The sequence below is a fragment of the Marivita sp. S6314 genome (assembly GCF_023015985.1).
Taxonomy (GTDB): Bacteria; Pseudomonadota; Alphaproteobacteria; order Rhodobacterales; family Rhodobacteraceae; genus Marivita.
This window is the reverse complement of record NZ_JALKAO010000002.1, coordinates 693,568-713,832: the sequence shown is the minus strand read 5'-3', so window position 1 is coordinate 713,832 and position 20,265 is coordinate 693,568. Positions and strand designations below refer to the sequence as shown.

Annotated in this window: 20 protein-coding genes and 1 tRNA gene; 13 read left to right on the top strand and 8 right to left on the bottom strand. The window is 60.5% G+C overall.

Translation table 11 applies throughout. The annotated features are described in order from the left end of the window. The first annotated feature begins 7 nt into the window (after nt 1–7). Together MWU54_RS08020 and MWU54_RS08015 are read left to right on the top strand one after the other, a co-directional pair. Nucleotides 8–1,222, top strand: coding sequence for a hydantoinase/carbamoylase family amidase (locus MWU54_RS08020; protein WP_247081996.1), 1,215 nt, complete (start codon nt 8–10; stop codon nt 1,220–1,222). A 32-nt stretch (nt 1,223–1,254) separates the two neighbouring features. Beyond that, complete coding sequence (locus MWU54_RS08015) at nt 1,255–1,416, top strand: hypothetical protein (RefSeq protein WP_247081994.1); 162 nt, start codon at nt 1,255–1,257, stop codon at nt 1,414–1,416. Here MWU54_RS08015 and MWU54_RS08010 read toward each other — a convergent pair. Further along, complete coding sequence (locus MWU54_RS08010) at nt 1,413–2,114, bottom strand: response regulator transcription factor (protein WP_247081993.1); 702 nt, start codon at nt 2,112–2,114, stop codon at nt 1,413–1,415. The two genes, MWU54_RS08015 and MWU54_RS08010, sit on opposite strands and share 4 nt — an antisense overlap. Then, complete coding sequence (locus MWU54_RS08005) at nt 2,111–4,003, bottom strand: PAS-domain containing protein (protein ID WP_247081992.1); 1,893 nt, start codon at nt 4,001–4,003, stop codon at nt 2,111–2,113. Before MWU54_RS08005 ends, MWU54_RS08010 begins: the two co-directional genes overlap by 4 nt. A gap of 205 nt (nt 4,004–4,208) precedes the next feature. On the opposite strand from MWU54_RS08005, the gene MWU54_RS08000 reads away from it, so the two are divergent. From MWU54_RS08000 to MWU54_RS07955, 10 genes are all read left to right on the top strand, one after another. Next, nucleotides 4,209–6,173 carry an AMP-binding protein gene (locus MWU54_RS08000; RefSeq protein ID WP_247082217.1) on the top strand — a complete coding sequence of 655 codons (1,965 nt, stop codon included), beginning with the start codon at nt 4,209–4,211 and terminating at the stop codon, nt 6,171–6,173. A gap of 192 nt (nt 6,174–6,365) precedes the next feature. Further along, a complete protein-coding gene (locus MWU54_RS07995) occupies nt 6,366–7,124 on the top strand; it encodes an ABC transporter ATP-binding protein (RefSeq protein WP_247082216.1) in 759 nt (252 codons plus the stop codon). Between the two features lie 35 nt (nt 7,125–7,159). Continuing rightward, nucleotides 7,160–8,113 carry a branched-chain amino acid ABC transporter permease gene (locus MWU54_RS07990; protein WP_247081991.1) on the top strand — a complete coding sequence of 318 codons (954 nt, stop codon included), beginning with the start codon at nt 7,160–7,162 and terminating at the stop codon, nt 8,111–8,113. Nucleotides 8,114–8,189: 76 nt separating this feature from the next. Next, a complete protein-coding gene (locus MWU54_RS07985; protein WP_247081990.1) occupies nt 8,190–8,429 on the top strand; it encodes a hypothetical protein in 240 nt (79 codons plus the stop codon). Beyond that, entirely contained in the window at nt 8,429–9,658 is a 1,230-nt protein-coding gene (locus MWU54_RS07980) for a branched-chain amino acid ABC transporter permease (protein WP_247081989.1), read from the top strand. Before MWU54_RS07985 ends, MWU54_RS07980 begins: the two co-directional genes overlap by 1 nt. A 61-nt stretch (nt 9,659–9,719) precedes the next feature. Next, a complete protein-coding gene (locus MWU54_RS07975) occupies nt 9,720–11,018 on the top strand; it encodes an ABC transporter substrate-binding protein (protein WP_247081988.1) in 1,299 nt (432 codons plus the stop codon). 73 nt (nt 11,019–11,091) lie between these two features. Further along, nucleotides 11,092–11,916, top strand: coding sequence for an ABC transporter ATP-binding protein (locus MWU54_RS07970; protein ID WP_247081987.1), 825 nt, complete (start codon nt 11,092–11,094; stop codon nt 11,914–11,916). Further along, nucleotides 11,904–12,230, top strand: coding sequence for a hypothetical protein (locus MWU54_RS07965; protein WP_247081985.1), 327 nt, complete (start codon nt 11,904–11,906; stop codon nt 12,228–12,230). The genes MWU54_RS07970 and MWU54_RS07965 overlap by 13 nt, the downstream gene beginning before the upstream one ends. Before the next feature lies 1 nt (nt 12,231). Further along, nucleotides 12,232–13,431 (top strand): phenylacetate--CoA ligase family protein, encoded by a 1,200-nt coding sequence (locus MWU54_RS07960; RefSeq protein ID WP_247081984.1) that lies wholly within the window; start codon nt 12,232–12,234, stop codon nt 13,429–13,431. 98 nt (nt 13,432–13,529) lie between these two features. Then, nucleotides 13,530–15,194, top strand: a complete 1,665-nt coding sequence (locus MWU54_RS07955; protein ID WP_247081982.1) for a peptidoglycan-binding domain-containing protein — start codon at nt 13,530–13,532, stop codon at nt 15,192–15,194. A gap of 1 nt (nt 15,195) precedes the next feature. Here MWU54_RS07955 and MWU54_RS07950 read toward each other — a convergent pair whose 3' ends face one another. The 4 genes from MWU54_RS07950 to MWU54_RS07935 form a co-directional block, all read right to left on the bottom strand. After that, the gene (locus MWU54_RS07950) at nt 15,196–15,504 is read right to left on the bottom strand and encodes a DUF4389 domain-containing protein (RefSeq protein ID WP_247081980.1); all 309 of its coding nucleotides are present in this window, start codon (nt 15,502–15,504) and stop codon (nt 15,196–15,198) included. A 130-nt stretch (nt 15,505–15,634) separates the two neighbouring features. Beyond that, on the bottom strand, nt 15,635–16,561 hold the full coding sequence (locus MWU54_RS07945) for an aminotransferase class IV (protein WP_247081979.1): 927 nt from the start codon (nt 16,559–16,561) through the stop codon (nt 15,635–15,637). A gap of 189 nt (nt 16,562–16,750) precedes the next feature. Then, a complete protein-coding gene (ykgO, locus tag MWU54_RS07940) occupies nt 16,751–16,876 on the bottom strand; it encodes a type B 50S ribosomal protein L36 (protein ID WP_008562923.1) in 126 nt (41 codons plus the stop codon). An 82-nt stretch (nt 16,877–16,958) separates the two neighbouring features. Beyond that, nucleotides 16,959–17,033 (bottom strand) — tRNA-Val (locus MWU54_RS07935). A gap of 145 nt (nt 17,034–17,178) precedes the next feature. Here MWU54_RS07935 and MWU54_RS07930 point away from each other — a divergent pair. Beyond that, the gene (locus MWU54_RS07930; RefSeq protein ID WP_247081977.1) at nt 17,179–18,042 is read left to right on the top strand and encodes an N-formylglutamate amidohydrolase; all 864 of its coding nucleotides are present in this window, start codon (nt 17,179–17,181) and stop codon (nt 18,040–18,042) included. A gap of 3 nt (nt 18,043–18,045) precedes the next feature. Here the strand turns inward: MWU54_RS07930 and lpxK are convergent, their stop codons facing one another. Together lpxK and MWU54_RS07920 are read right to left on the bottom strand one after the other, a co-directional pair. Beyond that, nucleotides 18,046–19,038 carry a tetraacyldisaccharide 4'-kinase gene (gene lpxK / locus MWU54_RS07925; protein WP_247081976.1) on the bottom strand — a complete coding sequence of 331 codons (993 nt, stop codon included), beginning with the start codon at nt 19,036–19,038 and terminating at the stop codon, nt 18,046–18,048. Further along, the gene (locus MWU54_RS07920) at nt 19,035–20,258 is read right to left on the bottom strand and encodes a glycosyltransferase N-terminal domain-containing protein (protein WP_247081974.1); all 1,224 of its coding nucleotides are present in this window, start codon (nt 20,256–20,258) and stop codon (nt 19,035–19,037) included. Before MWU54_RS07920 ends, lpxK begins: the two co-directional genes overlap by 4 nt. Between the last annotated feature and the right edge of the window lie 7 nt (nt 20,259–20,265).

Sequence of the window (20,265 nt, the reverse complement as noted above, 5' to 3'; positions counted from 1 at the left end):
GGGCTTTATGCTTCCCATTCAACCCGACCGATTTCTGGCAGATCTTCACAGGTTGCGTGGCTTCGGCGCGTCGGGCGTGGGCAAAGGCGTTGTGCGCCCGGCCTATTCGGACGCGGATATCGCCGCACGCGCGTGGCTTGCCGAACGGATGCGGGAGGCAGGGCTGACGGTCCAGGTGGATCCGGTTGGATCGGTTTTCGGATTGGCGGAGGGGCGGTCTTTGCTGGTCGGATCGCATACCGACAGCCAGCCGGAAGGGGGCTGGCTGGATGGGGCATTGGGGGTGATCGCGGGATTGGAAATTGCGCGCGCCAGTGGTGAGGCCGGAGGGCCGCCGGTGTCGGTTGTGTCGTTTCAGGATGAAGAAGGGCGGTTTGGCGTGACCACCGGGTCGGCGGTGTGGTCCGGGACGGTCTCGCTTGAGGAGGCGGATGGGTTCGTGGATCGCGATGGTGTGCGATTCGGGGCTGCGCGCGCCGGGATGCCGGGACGGTCGGACAGGTTTGTGGACCCGGCGCGGTTTTCCGGGTTTCTGGAAATGCATATCGAACAGGGGCCGGTGTTGGACCGTGACGGCGAGGTGATTGGCGTGGTGGATGCCATTGTCGGGATCCGGGATATGGCGATCACCATTGACGGGGCGCAGAACCATGCGGGCACGACGCCGATGGCGCTGCGCAAGGACGCGTTTCAGGCCCTGGCGCGGTTCAACGCGCTGATCGCGGAGCGGTTTTGCAATGTCGTGACGCCGCAGACCGTCTGGACGATTGGCCATGTGGCCCTGCATCCGAATGCGGCGTCGATTGTGCCGGGGCGGGTGCGGTTTTCGATGCAATGGCGCGACGGGGATGCCGATCGGCTGAACCGGATGGCGGCGATTGTGCGGGATACGGCGTTGGAGGTGGCCGCGTCGGGCGGGTTCGAGGTTGGCTTTGGGCCGCTTTTGGCGCTTGAGCCGGTGACGATGGAGGCTGGGCTTCGCGGAGCGCTGGAGCAGGCGGCGGAGGCGGACGTGGCAGGGCGGTGGCGCGTGATGCCGTCCGGTGCGTTACATGACGCGACAAACATGGCGCGGTTGATGCCGGTGGGGATGTTGTTTGTGCCGTCGATCAACGGCATCAGCCATGCGTTTGCCGAAGACACGAACGAGGCAGACCTGGTGACCGGATTGCGCGTGATGGCGCGGGCGGTTGAGGCTTTGGGGAAATCGGCTCATCCGTGATAGGGTTGTGCAAGCGATGGGAGGGCGTGCAAATGGATGTCACCGCTTTGGCGTTTTACGCACTTGTGTGCGGGGTTCTTGGATGGGCCGCGCCACGATTGGGGGTGCCGCTGGTGCGGTTCGGGATCGGGGCGTTGGTCGGGATCATCGCGGCGTCCATTTTGCCGGTCGTGCGGGCGGTGATGGGGGGTTAATCCCAGTCGACTTCGCCCAGAAAGATGTAACCCGCCCCGTAGATCGTTTTGATCAGCCGCGGATTTTTCGGATCTTCCTTGAGCTTGGTGCGCAGCCGCGAGATGCGCACATCCATCGCGCGGTCAAAGCTGTCCCCGGCGGCTCCGCCCAGGGTATCTTGCATGTAATCGCGCGTGATCAGGCGGTTGGGGCGTTCCAGGAATAGCCGCAGCACCTCGCCTTCGGCATGCGAAAAGGGGGTTTCCGTGCCATCGGCGTTTTGCAGGGAGTAGCGGTCGAAATGCGCGGTCCAGCCGTTGAAGCGGGCGGTCTGGCGAGACGGTGTCGGGGCGCTGCGGGTGCGCAGACGGGCGCGGACGCGGGCGACGACCTCGGCCGGATCGAAGGGTTTGATGATGTAGTCATCGGCCCCGAGTTCAAGCCCGGTGATCTTGTCCTGCACCTGCGCGCGGCCCGAGATGATGATGACCGTGGCCCCCTGTTCAAGCGCCAGGCGGTGCACCAGGCTGAGCCCGTCGCGGTCGGGCAGGCCCAGATCAACGAGGCACACATCCGGCGTGGTGCGGCGCAGGTCGGTTTCGAAGTCTGCGGCGCGCGCGTAGGTTTTTGTATCAAAGCCCGCGTCCTGCAGGGCTTCGGACAACATCGCGCGGATGGCCGGTTCGTCATCGAGGATGGTGATCAACGGTTTGTTCATGTGTCTGTGATGTTGTGGCCGAGAAACGTGGCCAGATCCTGTTTCGTAAACGGTTTGGGCAGCACGGACGCGATGGTCAAGGCATGACGGTGACGCGGGTCCGTGGCAGGAAGAGAGGTTGTCAGATAAACAGGTCGGTCCGGCAGGGCCGCAACAAGATCGGTTCCGGGGGCGTCGCCTTCGATCGAGATGTCCGACAGGACAAATGCGATATCCGGCACACCCTGGGCCAAGGCGCGCGCTTCGGCCACGGAGGTGGCTTCGATCACGCTATGGCCCAGGCTGGTGAGCATCTCGCGGATGGTTGTGCGCAGATCGGGGCTGTCCTCGACCAGCAGAACAAGATCGTTGGCGTCATGCTGGGCCGCGTGGCGCAGCGGCAGCCGAAGGGTCACGCTGGCGCCACTGTCGGTATTGGCGAGCTTTAGCTGACCGCCGGCCAGCTTGGCGGTGTCGTAGACCATGGACAGGCCCAGACCGGAGCCCTTGTCGCCCTTGGTGGTGAAAAATGGATCCAGCGCATGTTGTAGCGCGTCTGGTGAAAACCCGGTGCCGGTATCGGTGACGGTGAAATCGATCCACGTGTCGCGGACATGCTGTGCTGTCAGCGTGATGCGGCCGGTGTCGCCGCAGGCGTCGCGTGCGTTCAGGATCAGATTGAGCAAGCTATCTTGCAACTGTCCCGGATCCAGCCGCGCCCGCCGGGTGATCGGGGTGGTGACATCAAGTTGGATCGACGGCGGCAAGGAGGGAGATGCGATGGTTTGAAGATCGTTCAGGAACCCCGCGATGTTCATGGGTTCGGGACGCCACTCTCTGTGCGAGGTGATATCGGCAATGCGGTTGAGCAGATCACCACCGCGGCGGGCCGCCTGGAGCGTGGCGGTGATCAGGGGTTCGGCGCTGTCGGGCAGCGGCATGCGGGCAAGCTTTGACTGCATCCCGAGGATGATCGTCAACAGGTTCGAGAAATCATGCGCCAGCCCGGAGGTCAGTTGCGCCGCCATTTCCCGACGGCGGGTCTGTTGCAGGGCGGCGCGGGCCTGGGTTTCTTCGGTGACGTCCATCGACAGAATATAGACGCCGTTTTCGGATTCGTCGGGGGTAAAGGCGACCCTGATGCGCCGGGAACTCAGGCTGTCGGTAAACTCGAATGTCGATGGATCACCGGACAGGGCCATCTGCAGATGAGGCAGGACGCGGGCATAGGCATCCTGGCCAAGCGCCTCGGAAATGTGCAGGCCATTGATCTGGGAGGGACGCCCCGGCATGACAGAGGACAGTTTTCGGTTGGAAAACGTGTATCGCCCGGAGCTGTCAACATGGGCGATATGGGCAGGCATCATTTCGGTTGTCAGTCGGGTGCGGGCCTCCATGTCCGTCAATTCGCGCTGGGCTTCTTCGAGCGCGGAGACGGTTGCGGCCAGCTTGCGGTTGGTTGCGGCGAGCTCTTCCGAGCGGGCGAGCACTTCTTCGGACAGAAGTTCGGACCGGGTGCGGAGCAATTGTTCCTGAGATTTGACCTCGGTGATGTCGGTATAAACCGTGACCCAGCCGCCTTGCGGCAACGGCGCGCCTTCGACGCTGATCGTGCGGCCATTGGCGCGGGGGCGTTCCATGTAATGGGGCTGAAAGGCCCGGGCCTGATCGACGCGGGTTCTGATGAACGTGTCGAGGTCATCTACGGTGCCGTATTCGCCTTGTTTCGCGAGGTGCAAAAGTGTTTCGGCGAAATCCGCGCCTGGCGTGGTCAGGTGGGTCGGCAGGTCGAACATTTCTGCAAATCGGGTGTTGCAGGCGGCCAGCTTGAGATCGCTGTCATAGATCGAAATCGCCTGACCGATCAGGTTGAGCCCGGCCTGGATCAGCGCGTCTGTGTTGTATGGCACGGTCTGTCCTCCCGGGTCCTTGGCTAACACTCTGCCTCATCGGCGCAAAGAGGCGCTGGGCGGCTGTTACAATTCGTTGGGATTGAGAAAACTTCAGGAAAAAGTTGACCCCCAGCCTAGGACCTGTCCAATCTTGACGCAGAATCGCGGCAACAGCGATCCGTTCGGGGCGACCCGGGCTATGGGAGGAAAAGTTTTGGCACATTTGACCGAGGGCGTAGAGGGTCTGCGCTCAATTCCCGCGTTATTGGCGCGCAATGTCTCGCAATTCGGGTCGTCACCGGCCTATCGCGAGAAGGAATATGGTATCTGGCAAAGCTGGACCTGGGCCGAGACTGCGAAAGAGATCGAAGCGCTGGCGCTCGGGTTGCTGAACCTTGGTGTGGAAGAAGGCGATTTCATTGCGATCATCGGGCGCAACCGTCCGTACCTGTACTGGTCCATGGTGGCGGCGCAGTCGGTGGGGGCCATTCCGGTGCCGCTTTACCAGGACGCGGTTGCGGAAGAGATGGAATACGTGCTGGACCATTGCGGTGCGCGGTTTGCGATCGTCAGTGATCAGGAACAGGTCGACAAGGTCATCGAGATCCAGGACGACCTGCACCAGTTCGAGCACATGATCTACCTCGATCCGCGGGGGTTGCGGAAATACGATCACCGGCGCCTGCACGAGTTTTCCCATGTTCAGGACCAAGGCCGCGCGGCGCGGGACGAGTTTACCGCCGAACTTGAGGCGCGGATTGCGAAGCTGGATTACGACAGCACCTGCGTGATGCTCTATACATCGGGGACGACGGGCAAACCCAAGGGTGTTGTGCTGTCGAACCGAAACATTATCGAGACTGCGAAATCCTCGTCCGAGTTTGACCACCTGAAGGTGGATGACGAAGTTCTGGCCTATTTGCCGATGGCCTGGGTGGGGGATTTCATCTTTTCGATCGGACAGGCGTATTGGTCGGGCTTCTGCGTGAATTGCCCCGAGAGTCCCGAGACAATGATGACCGACCTGCGCGAGATCGCGCCGTCCTATTACTTTGCGCCGCCTCGGGTGTTTGAGACGCAGCTGACGCAGATCATGATCCGGATGGAAGACAGTGGAGCCTTCAAGAAGAAGGTCTTTGACTACTTTATGGAGCACGCGCGCAAGGTGGGACCGTCCATCCTTGACGGGGAAAGCGTGAGCACGTTCGATCGGCTGAAATATCGCTTGGGCGAGATGATGGTGTACGGCCCGCTGAAAAACGCGCTGGGCTTTTCCAAAGTGCGCGTCGGCTATACGGCGGGTGAGGCGATCGGGCCGGAAATCTTTGATTTCTATCGGTCTTTGGGCATCAATCTCAAACAGCTTTACGGCCAGACCGAAGCGTCCGTGTTTATCACGCAACAACCCGATGGGGAGGTGCGGTCGGACACGGTTGGGGTGCCGTCGCCGGGTGTGGAGATCCGGATCGCCGAGAATGGCGAGGTGTTTTACCGCTCTCCGGGGGTGTTCGTTGAATACTATAAAAACGCGGATTCCACCGCCGATACGAAAGACGCGGAAGGCTGGGTTGCAACTGGGGACGCTGGATTTATCGAGGAATCCAGTGGCCATCTGCGGATCATCGACCGCGCCAAGGATGTGGGCACGATGGCGGATGGGGCGATGTTTGCCCCGAAATATGTCGAGAACAAGCTGAAATTCTATCCCAACATCCTTGAGGCGGTTGTGTTTGGTGCAGAACGTGACCGGTGTACCGCCTTCATCAATATCGACCTGACCGCCGTGGGCAATTGGGCGGAGCGCAACAACATCGCGTATGCGTCCTACCAGGAATTGGCCGGGCACCCCCAGGTTCTTGAGACGATCCAGGGGCATATTGAAGAGGTGAATGCCTCGGTTGCGCAGGATGAGATGTTGTCGGGGTGCCAGGTGCATCGGTTCCTTGTGCTGCACAAGGAGCTGGACGCGGATGATGGCGAATTGACCCGGACACGCAAGGTGCGGCGCAAGATCATCGGTGAGAAGTTCGAGGACTTGGTGAACGCGCTCTACGATGGGTCGCCTTCGGTGTATACGGAGACGGAAGTCACCTACGAAGATGGGCGCAAGGGCAAGATTAAGGCAACGCTGGAAATTCGCGATGCCAAGGTTGTGTCGGTGCCATCGCGGCAGATGGCTGCAGAATGAGTGGCATGCAGAACATGGCCGCTTGGTGTCAGCCCCCAGAATTTACTAGGCACGGTGAAGAATCTTCGTACGAAGATTCTTTGCAAACCCTAATAAATTGTGGAGCGCCGACTGGAAAATGGCAGGAGGTGCCTTGTGAAAGACACTGAAGGTTACGTCACCGCAGACGGGCGGCAAATCGGCGGCACCCTGATGGAGATGAAGAACATCACGCTTCGGTTTGGCGGCGTGGTGGCCATCCAGGACATTTCGTTCGACATCCGTGAAGGCGAAGTGCGTGCAATCATTGGGCCGAATGGCGCCGGTAAGTCGTCGATGCTGAACGTTATTTCGGGCTTTTACACGCCGTCCGAAGGGGAGGTCTGGTACAAAGGATCCAAGCGTCCGCCGATGAAGCCGTTCGAGGTTGCCCGTCAGGGTGTCGCGCGCACGTTTCAGAACATTGCGTTGTTTGAAGGCATGACCGTGCTCGACAACGTCATGACCGGGCGTCTCACCCACATGAACGCCGGGCTTGCGAGCCAGGCGCTGTGGTGGGGTAAGGCCCGGACGGAGGAAATGGAAAACCGCGAAAAAGTTGAGCGGGTGATTGATTTTCTTGAAATTCAGAACATTCGGAAAACCCCGGTCGGGCGCTTGCCATACGGGTTGAAGAAACGGGTGGAACTGGCGCGCGCGTTGGCGGCGGAGCCATCGCTGCTGCTGTTGGATGAACCGATGGCCGGGATGAACGTCGAGGAGAAAGAGGACATGAGCCGCTTTGTTCTTGATGTGAATGACGAATTCGGCACCACGATCTGCCTGATCGAGCACGATATGGGCGTGGTGATGGATCTGTCTGACCGGGTGGTCGTGATGGATTACGGCAAGAAAATCGGCGACGGCACGCCGGACGAGGTGCGCAACAATCAGGATGTGATCGATGCTTATCTGGGGGTGTCGCATGACTGATGTGTTGGCTTTGATGCGGGTAGGGGACCAAAAACATGTTTGCTGACATCTTTATCAATCCGTGGGTGGACATGTTCACCGCGCCGGATTTCCTGATGCAGGTGCTGTGGGAAGGTCTGGTCTCGGGCATTCTGTACGCGCTGATTGCACTGGGGTTCGTTCTGATTTTCCGGTCCAGCCGCATCTTCAACTTTGCGCAGGGCATCATGGTGGTGTTTGCGGCGTTGACGCTTGTCGGGCTGTTCTCGCTGGGCATTCCGGCCTGGATCAGCGTGGGGCTCACGCTGGCGGTGATGTTTGTCCTGGCGGTGACGATCGAGCGGGTTGTGTTGCGGCCGTTGGTGGGTCAGCCGGATATCATCCTGTTTATGGCAACCATCGGGATCACGCTGTTCCTGATTGGCTTTGGTGAGACGATTTTCGGCGGCGAAAACAAGGTGATGATCACCGAAGAGCTGGGCATTCCCACGGGGGATACGGTTCTTGAACCATTTGGCGGACTGCTGATCCTGCAGCATCTGGACATCACCGTTGTTGTGGTGGCGACGCTGCTGGTTCTGGGGCTGCTCGCGTTCCTGAACTATACGCAGATGGGCCGGGCGATCCGGGCGTTGGGTGATGACCATCAGGCGGCGCTGTCGGTTGGGATCTCACTACAGACGATCTGGGTGCTGGTCTGGTTCATCGCAGGCATCATCGCGCTGGTCACGGGCATCGCCTGGGGCGCGCGGGCCGGTGTGAGTTTTGCACTGGAGGTTATCGCGTACAAAGCGTTGCCGGTTCTGATGCTCGGTGGATTGGAATCAATCACCGGGGCCATCGTGGGTGGCTTGATGATCGGCATCCTTGAAAAGCTGTTCGAGATTTACTGGGGGCAACCGCTTTTGGGCGGCAATACCGAAACCTGGTTTGCATTTGTGCTGGCGTTGATTGTGCTTCTCTTCCGTCCGCAGGGGCTGTTCGGGGAGCGCATCATCGAAAGGGTCTAGCGCAGCGCGGGGCGCGCTGTTTGCAAGGCTGCCGGGCAGGATGCCCGGCCTACGAATACCGATGAAAGACGAGACAATGGCCAAATTGATCGCACTTCTGAACGTTATTGCCTGGTCCGGGTTCTGGGCCTTTGGCTATCTCGCCCTGTCCAGCGGGACAGAGGCGGGTGGTCAAACCGTGATCGCGATATTGCTCGCGGCGGCCGGGGGGGCGGCCGGGTTGTGGGCGTATTTCTGGCTGATCCGCCATTCCGAACTGACTGGCTATGCCAAACCGCGCAACAGGGCGGTGATCCATGAGGAGGAGACTGTCTGATGCTTTATCGCACGGCTGGACAATTCAAGACGAGCTACGTTGCGGATCAGGCGCTGTTCCCGGTGAAGCAGGATGCCGTGTTGCTGTGGCTGTTCCTGTTGCTGGGCTGGGTCATCTTTCCGCTGACCGCGTCGGAATTCGCCTTTCAGGCGTTGCTGATCCCGATCCTGATCTATGCGCTGGCGGCGATGGGATTGAACATCCTGACCGGGTTTGCCGGTCAGCTGTCGCTGGGGACAGGGGCGTTCATGGGGGTTGGCGCGTATGCGTGCTACAAGATGGTTACCATCTTTCCGGAACTGAACCCGATCATCGCAATCCTGCTGTCGGGGTTCTTCAGCGCCGGGATTGGTGTCGTGTTCGGCATTCCAAGCCTGCGGATCAAAGGGTTCTACCTTGCTATTGCAACGCTTGCCGCGCAGTTCTTCCTGGTCTGGCTGTTTGAAAAATGGTCGTGGCTTTACAATTACAACGCGTCCGGCGCGATCCAGGTGCCGAACCTTGAAATGTTCGGGATCTTTGTATCCGGCCCGCAGGCGTCGTCTGTGACGGAATACTATATCGTTCTGTTTGTTGTGACACTGCTGACCATTCTGTGCATCAACCTGACCCGGGGCAATCTTGGCCGGACGTGGAAAGCCACGCGCGACATGGACATCGCGGCGGAATTAATCGGCATCAATCTGATGAAGTCCAAGCTGACGGCCTTTGCGGTGTCATCTTACGTGGTTGGTGTTGCCGGTGCGCTGTACGTCTTTTCCTGGAAAGGCGCGGCAGAGCCGAACGTGTTCGACATTCCGCTGTCGTTCCAGGTGCTGTTCATCGCGATTATTGGCGGGCTGGGGTCGATCCTTGGCAATTACCTTGGCGCGATCCTGATTGTCGGTCTGCCGGTGATGCTGAACGTGATTGCAGGCACGCAGGTGTTCGAGATGTCGACGACGTCTTCGCTTTTGCTGGCGGCCTTGGTGGCGGGCGCAACCTTCCTGTTCTGGATTGCCCGCAGCATGTGGGGCATGGGGGCCGCAATTGGCTTTGGTGCCGTCACGCTGATCTACGGGTATGCGCAGCTTCAGGGCTTCCGCATCGAGTCTGCCTTGATCGAACATATCAATGTGATGATTATCGGCGCACTCATCGTCTTTTTCCTGATCATCGAACCACATGGGTTGAACCAGCTGTGGCGGTTGATCCGGGAAAAACTCATCATCTGGCCGTTCCCGCACTGATGCGGGGTGGCCCAAGACCAAGAAGCACATAGAAATACTTCGTTCCAATGGGAGGACACCAATGAAACACTTCACCAAACTGGCAGCCGCAGCGGCGCTGGGTACCGTTCTGGGAACGGCAGCCGTCGCACAAGAGCTGTACACGCCGAACCTTGCGTACCGGACCGGGCCTTTCGCGGCGACGGGCATTCCGCTGATGAACGGTCAGGCCGATTACATGACCCTGCTGAATGAACGCGATGGCGGCGTTGGCGGCATTCGGATCAATGCTGAAGAATGTGAAACCGGGTATTCCACCGAAAAAGGCGTGGAATGCTACGAAAAGACAAAGGGCAAAGCGATTGTGACGCAGCCCTGGTCCACAGGTATCACGCTGCAGGTTCTGCCGAAGACCAATGTTGACGAAATTCCGATCCTCGCACCGGGCTACGGCTTCTCTCCGATGGCAGACGGCAAGGTCTTCCAGTGGGCGTTCAACATGCCGGCCGGTTACTGGGATGCCGCGGATATGATCGTTCAGTTCCTGGAACAGGAAGGATCGCTTGAAGGCAAGAAGATCGCCTTTCTCCACCTGGACCACCCCTATGGCAAAGAGCCGCTTCCGTTGCTTGAAAAGCTGGCGGCTGACAAGGGCTTTGAGCTTCTGCCGATCCCGGTTGGCCTGAAAGAGATGCAGAACCAGTCGGCACAGTGGCTGCAGATCCGTCGTGAGCGTCCGGACAATGTTGTGATGTGGGGCTGGGGTGCGATGAACGCCGGGGCCATCACCGAAGCCGTGAAGACCAAGTTCCCGATGGAGAACATGATCGGCGTCTGGTGGGCGGGTCACGATGCGGACCTCAAGCTGGTTGGTGACGAAGGCAAAGGCTACAAGTCGATTTCCTGGTCCTTCCCGAACCCGGATGCGCCTGTGATGCAGCAGGTCAAGGAAATGGTCTTTGACAAGGGTCTGAGCCAGTCCAACGAAGAAGAGATGCAGGGCGTGTTCTATGGCCGTGGTTTGGTCATGTCGATGATCCTCGCAGAGGGCATCAAGAACGCGCAGGACAATTTCGGCACCACCGAAATTGACGCAACACAGTTGCGTTGGGGCCTTGAGAACATCAACCTCACCGAAGAGCGTATTGCTGAGCTGGGCATGGAGGGCATGGTGCCGCCATTCTCCACATCCTGTGCAAACCACACCGGCCATGCCGGTGGCTGGATGCTCGAATGGGACGGCGCGAAGTTCGTCAAAGCGTCTGACCTTCTCACGCCGAATGTCGACAGCTACGCGGACCTGATTGCGTCTGCCTCTGCGGAATACGCGACGTCGAACGCGCCGTGGGCGATGAACGAAGAGTGCTCGGCCACCAACTAAGGCCGACAGATCCCCGGCGGTTTCCCAAGACGCCGCCGGGGGCATTTGCATATTTGTAAAAAGAAGAAGAGCCATGCTGGACGCCGGACGCACCGACGAGACGCTTCTTGAAGTGAACAACATCGAAGTGATCTACAATCACGTCATCCTTGTTCTGAAAGGGGTGAGCCTGACCGTGCGCAAAGGCGGGATTACCGCTTTGCTGGGCGGCAACGGGGCTGGCAAGACCACAACGCTCAAGGCCATTTCCAACCTGCTGCATTCCGAGCGCGGCGAAGTGACCAAGGGGTCCATCCTTTACAAGGGTGACACGGTGCAGGGGCTGGACCCTGCGTCGCTGGTCAAGCGGGGGGTGATCCAGGTGATGGAAGGGCGGCACTGTTTTGAGCATCTGACGGTCGAGGAGAACCTGCTCACCGGAGCCTATACGCGCCGCGACGGCAAAGCCGCGATCGAGCAGGATCTTGAGATGGTCTATACCTATTTCCCACGTTTGAGAGAGCGTCGGAAAAGCCAGGCGGGCTATACCTCGGGTGGGGAACAACAGATGACCGCGATTGGCCGTGCGCTGATGTCCCGGCCAGAGACGATTTTGCTGGACGAGCCGTCCATGGGTCTGGCTCCGCAGTTGGTTGAACAGATTTTCGAGATCGTGAAATCAGTGAACGAGAATGAAGGTGTGTCGTTCCTGCTGGCCGAACAGAACACCAACGTCGCGCTGCGATATGCGCATCAGGGATATATCCTTGAGAGCGGGCGTGTGGTGATGGAAGGTCCGGCGGCGGATCTGCGCGAGAACCCGGATGTGAAGGAGTTCTATCTGGGGATGTCGGATGAAGGTCGCAAATCGTTCCGCGATGTGCGGTCTTATCGGCGGCGGAAAAGATGGCTCGCGTAGCGACCGAAGACAAGGTTGGCTGCCGCACCCCGGCAGAGGGCCGCGACGGTGTGACAAACATCCCAAAGTGGAAATTCGACGTGTTGCGGGACGCGATCCTGACCGTGCTGCGTGACGGGGATATCCGGTTCTCGGATCTGAAACCGCGACTTGAGGCGGTGTTGCCGGAGGATGTTCTGAACCGGCTTGGATCGCTTGGATGGCACGCGACATGCGTGAAACTTGAAATGGAAGTGCGCGGCGAGGTGGCCCGCGTCGAAGCGAAAGGGCCGCAGATCATGATGCTGGGCCGGAACGCGCCGAAAGGACAGTGAGATGAGCCAGTATTTCGATGCGCTTGAGACACGCAGCGCAGATGAGCGCCATGCCGCCCAGAGCGCGGCGTTTCTGGAGCAGGTCGCGCGGGCCAAGGCCGCGCCGGGGTCGTGTCTGGAGGCCGATGCGGAGGTGACGTCGCTGGAGGACATCACCAAGCTGCCGGTTTTGCGGAAATCGCAATTGGTGACGTGGCAGAAGGAAAACCCACCCTTTGGGGGGATGGCGGTCAGCAATATGGCCCATGTGTTCCAGTCGCCCGGCCCGATTTACGAACCCGGTGGCGTCAGCCATGACTGGTGGCGCATGGGGCGGTTTTTGCATGCCTGTGGTATTGGCAGCGGGGACATTGTTCAGAACTGTTTTGGCTATCACCTCACGCCTGCGGGAATGATTTTTGAAAACGGGGCCCGCGCGGTGGGGGCGGCCGTGTTGCCCGCCGGGACGGGGCAGACGGAGCTTCAGGCGCAGGCGGCGTTTGACATTGGCATCACAGCCTATGCGGGCACGCCGGATTATCTCAAGATCATTCTGGAAAAAGCCGACGAAATGGGCCTGCCGCTGAAGATCAGCAAGGCGGCTGTCGGAGGGGGCGCCTTGTTCCCGTCGCTGCGGCAATACTACGTGGATCGCGGGATTTCCTGTCGCCAGTGCTATGCGACGGCGGATCTTGGGAACATTGCCTATGAAAGCGATGCCGAAGAGGGGATGATTCTGGATGAAGGGGTCATCGTCGAGATCGTGACACCGGGCACCGGGGATCCCGTGCCCGAAGGCGAAGTTGGCGAGGTTGTCGTCACGACGCTGAACCCGGACTATCCGTTGATCCGGTTCGCCACCGGGGATCTGAGCGCGATTCTGCCGGGCCAATCGCCCTGCGGGCGGACCAATGCGCGGATCAAGGGCTGGATGGGTCGGGCGGATCAGACCACCAAGATCAAGGGGATGTTTGTGCGTCCCGAACAGGTTGCGGCCCTAGTGGCCCGCCATGCTGAAATTGACCGTGCGCGCGTTGTGGCCAGCCGGGATGGCGAGGTGGATGTGATGACGGTGCAGATCGAAACCTCGGCACAGGATGCCGCAAGTTTTGAGCCCAGCATTGTCGAGACACTGAAACTCAAGGGCAAAGTCGAACTGGTGCCGCCGGGCGCTTTGCCACGTGACGGGTTGGTGATCGAGGACGTGCGCAGCTACGACTGATCGTGAAGATGGGGTGTGTGCCGCGGTTTTTTTGCGCCGATATTGGATAACATACCCTGTTCATGCGTTACTGTGTTCAAAGACCAAAGGAACACAGCATGACCCGATTGCTTTTTACGATCCCTCTGATGCTTGGAATGAGCGTGCCGGCCTGGGCCGATGGCAGCAGCGTTCTGGTGATTGGCAACGGAGACGCGCGCGTTTTGCAGCGCGAAACCGGCAGCCGCGACCTAGGCGAGTTGCGCCAGTCATTTTCCGAAATCGCGACGCGGGTGAACACCGTTGCCGGGGCCAATCAACGCGGCATGCGCACGGCATTTCTGGCCTTTGCGCGCAACCTTGATGCCCGCACCGAAGATGTGACGCTGGTGTTGACGGGGCGCTTCGTGTCGACCGTGGCGGGCACCTACCTGATGCCTGCCGATGCTGACGGCGATGTCGGGTTGGTTCGGGTGCTGAACGAGGGATTCCCGCTGGATTCGGTCTACGCTGTTGCGGCGCAGTTTCCGGGGCGGGCGCTGATCGTGCTGGGCCAGACGGACGGGCGCGGTGATCTGGCCAGCGGGCTGTCGTCAGATATCCCGCATCAGGACATTCCGCAGGGGGTGACCGTGGCCACGGGCAATCTGCGCAATGCCATGCGGGTGGCGCATCGGTTGTCCGAAGGGGACACAGACAACGTTTTGTCGGTGATCCGGTCGGAGGACATGGCCCTGCATGGGTTTGTGCCGGACCGGCTTGCCCTGTTGCAGGGCGGGTCCGGTGATCTGCCGGTTGTGGTAGATCCCCCCCGGCAGGATCAGATCGCCGAGGATCGCGCCGCGTGGCAGGATGCGGTGCGGGCGGATTCCGAGGCCGGGTACCAGGCCTATATTCGGGCATTCCCCAGGGGCGAGAAGACCGCCGAGGCGCGGCAACGACTGACGGCCATTCAATCCGAGCCTTTCCACCGTGAAAAACGCGCCGAGGAGTCGCTCGAGCTGTCGCGCGATGCGCGGCGGGATATTCAGCGCGATCTGTCGCTGCTGGGGCACAACACGCGTGGCATTGACGGGATATTCGGGCGTGGCACGCGGGGTGCGATTTCGACCTGGCAGGAAGCCAACGGGCACACGGCATCGGGATACCTGACGGCGACGCAGATCGTGATGCTGGACCGGCAAGCGGACAAACGCGCGGCAGAGCTTGAGGAAGAGGCGCGGGAACGGCAGGCGGCGCTGGAGCGGGAAGACCGCGCGTATTGGGCCGAAACCGGATCGCGCGGGTCGGAAGGCGGATACCGCGCCTATCTTGAACGGTTCCCGGACGGTTTTTTTGCCGAGGTGGCGCAGGAGCGACTTGAAGAGATCGAGGCAGAGCGCAATGCGCTGGCCGAGGATCGCGACAAGGCGAGATGGCAGGTCGCGCGCCGTGAGGACACTGCCCAGTCGTATCGCGCGTATCTGTCCGAACGCCCGAACGGCGCGTTTGCCGGAGAAGCGCGGGCGCGGATCAACTGGCTGCAGCGAAATTCGGGCGCGCGCGAGATAGAACGGGCGGCAAAGGCGGCAGAAGATGCGCTGCGTCTGAATGCGGCGGGACGCCGTTTGGCCGAAGGGCGTCTGGAAGCGATTGGGCTCAAGCCCGGAGCCGTTGACGGCGTGTTCGATAAGGCCACACGTCGCGCAATCCGGCGCTACCAGAACGCGCGCAAGCTGCGGGTGACGGGTTATCTGGATCAGGCGACGATGGTGCGGCTGATGGCAGATTCGATCCTTCGGTGACTTAGTCCAGATCGGTCCACGGCCAGGGTTTCACATTGCTGGCCGCGGTTTGGTATCGCGCGGCCTTGGCCATCCAGATGCCAAGGTCGGTGCCGAAATCCGCCAGCCGTTCATTGGGCTGCTTGTTGTTCACCAGCATGACCACGAACTGGATGATCGTCATCGCCCCCAGCACCGTCTGCGCCAGCGAGATCATGATCGCGATCAGAATCATGTAGACCAACCGCAGGACAAGGGATTCGGATTTGTCTGGTTCGATCTGTTCGCCGTGCAGGCGGCCCGAAACCTTGTCGTCATCGGGAGGTGTCATTGCGCCGCTCCTTTGGTGTCACGCTGGATGTCGCGAGTGTATGCCGGTTTTGCTTGTGCCGCCAACGGGCTTTGCATCGTGGTCTCATGCCCCCGATGATCGACGGGTAGCGTCTGGGTGTCGGTCTGTGTCATGTCCGCGTCTTCGTGTGCTCTTCGATCATCGCCTTGTACAGTTGGCGGATCCTTTGGGTGACAGGCCGTTCACCGGTGCCAATGGGCTTTCCGTCGATACTGGACACAGGGGTCTGCGCGCCGAACGTGCCGGTCAGAAAGGCCTCATCCGCGCCGTAGGCTTCGTAAAGCGAGTAATTCTTTTCGAACACGGGAATATCATTGGCGCGGCACAGGTCGATCACCTTTTGCCGGGTCACGCCGTTCATGCAGTAATCCCCGGTCGAGGTCCAAACCTCGCCCTTGCGCACGATGAAGAAATTGCAGGCGTTTGTCGTATTCACAAACCCATGCGGGTCAAGCATCAAGCCTTCGTCTGCACCGGCCTGTTCGGCCTGAAGGCAGGCGATCACACAATTGAGCTTGGAATGGCTGTTGTACTTTGCGTCCTGGCTCATCGGCAATCCGCGCACCTGTGGCACCGTGGCAAGGCGAATGCCTTTGGATTGCAGCCCCTCGGCTGGTTTTGAGTGCTCCATGATGATCACCAGTGTCGGGCCGCTCTGGCTCAGGCTGGGATGCTGGAACGGTTTGACCTTTATCCCGCGCGTCAGCATCAACCGACAATGCACGTCTGTCGTCATACCGTTGGCGTCTGCGGTGCGGGTGAGGGCGTCCATGATGCCTGCGCGGTCCATGCCAACATCAAGCGACACCGCTTTGCAGGAATCGAAAAATCGATCCATGTGTTCGTCAAAGAACGCCCATGTGCCGTTGTAAAGCCGCATCCCTTCCCACATGCCGTCCCCCAGCATGAAGCCACTGTCATAGACCGACACTTTGGCGTCGTCCCGGTGAACAAGGTCGCCGTTCACGTAGATCTTGATATCGCGGTTGCGGGCGTCTTCTTCGGCGGTGTGCGTGGTATGCGAGTCTTCGGTCATGGAATTGCCTTTGAATGTAGAGCGGTCTTGCGGGGCATGATTTTGCGGGCGTCCTGACATCCTGTGTATCGCGGATCGCGGGGCAGAGACCATCCGCTCGTGGTGGGTGGTCCGGATTTGATACTGTCTGCACTAACGAAAAAAGCCACCCGAAGCGGGTGGCCTTTTCCATCATACTGCGGTTTCCGCTTAGCCCTGGCGGGCTTTGAACCGGCGCTGCGTCTTGTTGATGACGTAGACGCGGCCCTTGCGGCGCACAACGCGGCAGTCGCGATGGCGGTTCTTGAGCGAACGAAGCGAGTTCTTGACCTTCATGGGGTCTCTCCTCTTATCGCGGCGCGCGAGCGCCTTTGTGGTTGCGGATGCCCTGACCCGAAGGCCAAAGCGGCGAATTCAATGGTGGGCGATACAAGGTTCGAACTTGTGACCCCTTCGATGTCAACGAAGTGCTCTACCACTGAGCTAATCGCCCGTTTACCCTTGCGAAACCCGTGCCCCAATAAAAAGGGGCGCGAAATCGCGCGCCGGTGGGCCGGTCTATAAAAGGAGTCGGAACGGGGATCAAGGGCTTTTGGTCATAGAAAAAATCGGTCTATGTTGAGCGTACCGGAGGGCCTATGCCGAAAGTCGCCTACCATCTTGTTCAACCCGAAGCACACACCTCGCGTGTGGTGTTTGCGTCACCGCATTCGGGGCGCGACTATAGCTGGTCTTTCCTGCGTCATACGGCGTTGGACGAGGTCACGATCCGATCATCTGAGGATGCGTTTGTGGACCGGTTGTTTGACTGTGCGCCACAATTCGGAGCCGCGTTTATCAAGGCCGGTGCGCCACGTGCCTATATTGATCTGAACCGCAGTGCCGAAGAGCTGGACCCTGCGCTGATCGAAGGGGTGCGTCGGCAGACACACAACCCGCGTGTTGCGTCTGGTTTGGGGGTCGTGCCCCGCGTGGTGGCCAATGGGCGGCCGATTTACCATGGAAAACTGCCCTTTGCAGAGGCGGAACGGCGCATTGCGCAGTTTTGGCGCCCCTATCACGATCAATTGCGCAAGTTGATCAACACGGCACATGCGCGGTTCGGCGAAGCGATTCTGGTGGATTGCCATTCGATGCCGCATGAGGCGCTGGACGGTGTTGCCAAATCCGCGGCGCGGCGTCCGCAGATCGTGTTGGGGGACCGCTTTGGTGCGTCCGCCAGCCAGACGGTGGTCGATCAGATCGAAGCGGCATTTGTGGATGCGGGTTTCGTGGTGGCGCGCAATACGCCCTTTGCGGGGGCCTACATCACGCAGGCCTATGGACGCCCGTCGCGCGGTCAGCACGCAGTTCAGATTGAGATTGACCGGTCGATCTACATGGACGAGCGCGAGGTGCGGCCAAACGCGAATTTCCACAATTTTCGGAAACTCTTACGCAGCGTCATCGCGGAAATCGCCGCAACAGGGCAGGCCGACGAGATGCCGTTGGCGGCGGAATAGGCCTTATTCGACCAAAGCGATAAGCGCGTCTTTCAGCGATTGATCGTTGTCCAGGGAAAGCCGCACCGGCACGGTGAGCACTTTCATCCGAAAACTGTCGGGAAGGCGCACCGCATCTTTTTCGGTTGTGACCAACTGTGCGCCTGCTGCCTTGGCGTCATGTTCCAGACGGGTCATCAGAGAGGCTGTCAGCGGTTGGTGATCGTCCAGTGCCTCGGCGCGGACCAGATCAACGCCAAGCGTGCGCAGGGTGGCAAAGAACTTTTCCGGATGCCCGATGCCAGCAAAGGCGAGGCAGCGCAGGCCCTCCCACTCCATTCCGGTTTGCAGCGGGGCAAGATGGCCGGTGATATGCGGGATCGGGATCTGCGCCTGCCACTGATCTGCGAATCCGGCTTGCGCCGCCGGGTCGCCAATGGACAGCACGACCTGCGCGCGTGTCATGGCGTTCTGCACCGGTTCACGTAGGGGACCTGCCGGGATGCAGCGCCCGTTGCCGAAGCCTTTGTTGGCATCCACAACGATGATCGAGAGATCTTTGTGCAGGCTTGGGTTCTGCAACCCGTCATCCAGCAGGATCGCCTGAGCGCCGCTTTGCACCGCAGCGCGGGCGCCGGCGGCGCGATCTTTGGACACCCAGACCGGGCCAAACGCGGCCAGCAGCAGCGGTTCGTCCCCCACCTGTTCGGCGGTATGCTGTTTCGGGTCCACTTGCACCGGCCCGTCAAGCGACCCCCCATACCCCCGCGACACGACATGCGCGGTGATGCCCAGATCCGACAGCATCTGCATAAGCGCAATCACCGTTGGTGTCTTACCGGTGCCACCCGCGTTGACGTTGCCAACGCAGATCACCGGGACCGGCAATTTGGCCGGGTCGGTTGTGCGCAGGCGGCGGGCGGTCAGGGCGGCGTAGAGCGCACCAAGCGGCGACAGCAGGCGCGGCATCAGCCCGGGGCGGTCGGGCGGGGTGTCCCAGAAGGCGGGGGGCCTCATGGTTGGGCCTCCATCGCGTCAAGCCATTCATCCACCTGAGTCAGAACCAGATCGGCGGTTTCCGCACCCGAGGATACCACGTTCCATCCGGCATGTGCCATCGCCGCGGCGCGGTCCGGTGCGATCAGTTGTGACACTGCGGCGCTGAGCGTTTCCATGTCCTTGACGATGCGCGCGGCCCCGGCGCTGACAAGGCGCGAATAGGCGTCCAGATGCTTGCCCACATTTGGCCCGTACAGGATCGCCGAGCCCAATGCGGCGGCCATCATGGGCGATTGACCACCCGCTCCCGGTGTCAGCGAACCGCCGAGGAAACACAAAGGTGCCAATCGGTACCACAGACCCAGTTCACTGTCGTCGCCAGCCAGAAGCACCTGGGTGTTCTCGTCTGGCATATCCCCCTGTTCCCATCGCGCGAGTCGCAGGCCGACCTCTTCGCACAGCGCGGCCATCGCGGCTTCGTCCTGCGGGTTTTGCGGGCTGATGATCAGCAACAGCCGATGGGCCAAGCGCGCGGCACGGCGGTGCGCGCGCAGCACCGCGTCTGCTTCGCCCAGCAGGATATCGGCCGCCAGCCAGACCGGACGCCCCGCCAGAAGGTCGGTCATTTCCTCGTGCAGCCCGTCATGGCTGGTCAGCGGGAAGATCTCGGGCTCCAGGACAGAGGCGACCTCGATCTTGCTGTCCGGGATACCCAGCCGTCGAAGCCTCTGCGCTGCGGCTGCGTCTTGTGCGATGATGCTGTGAAACAGATTAAGCGCTGCGGCACTGGCATCGGGTACGAACCGCTTGGACGGTTGCCGCCACGGCGCGTCCGCGGCATCCACCAGCAACATGTGCGTTTTGGTGTTCGCGGTTTCGTGGATCAACGCCGGGCGCAGGCCGTTCCCGGCCCAGATCAGGATGTCGGGACACCAGTGTTGCAGAAAGCGCTGGATGTCGCTGAGCGATTCTGACGGGGGCGGGCCGACGGGCAGACCGGACATGTCAAAGCTGTCAGCCTCTGCCGCGTCACAGGTCAGCAAGAGCGAAAAGTCATCGCGCTGGGTGTGGAGGCGTTTTGTCAGGGTGGCCAGTGTTTCAAGACGCATCCGGGTGTCGCAGTGCAGCCATAGCAGCGGCCCTTCGGGGCGCGCGGGCCATGCGGCGGCGTCTACGATCAGCCGGTCCGGCCCTCGGGCCAGTGCCAGATAGGCGGTCAGACTGAACGGTCTGCGCACCAAATGG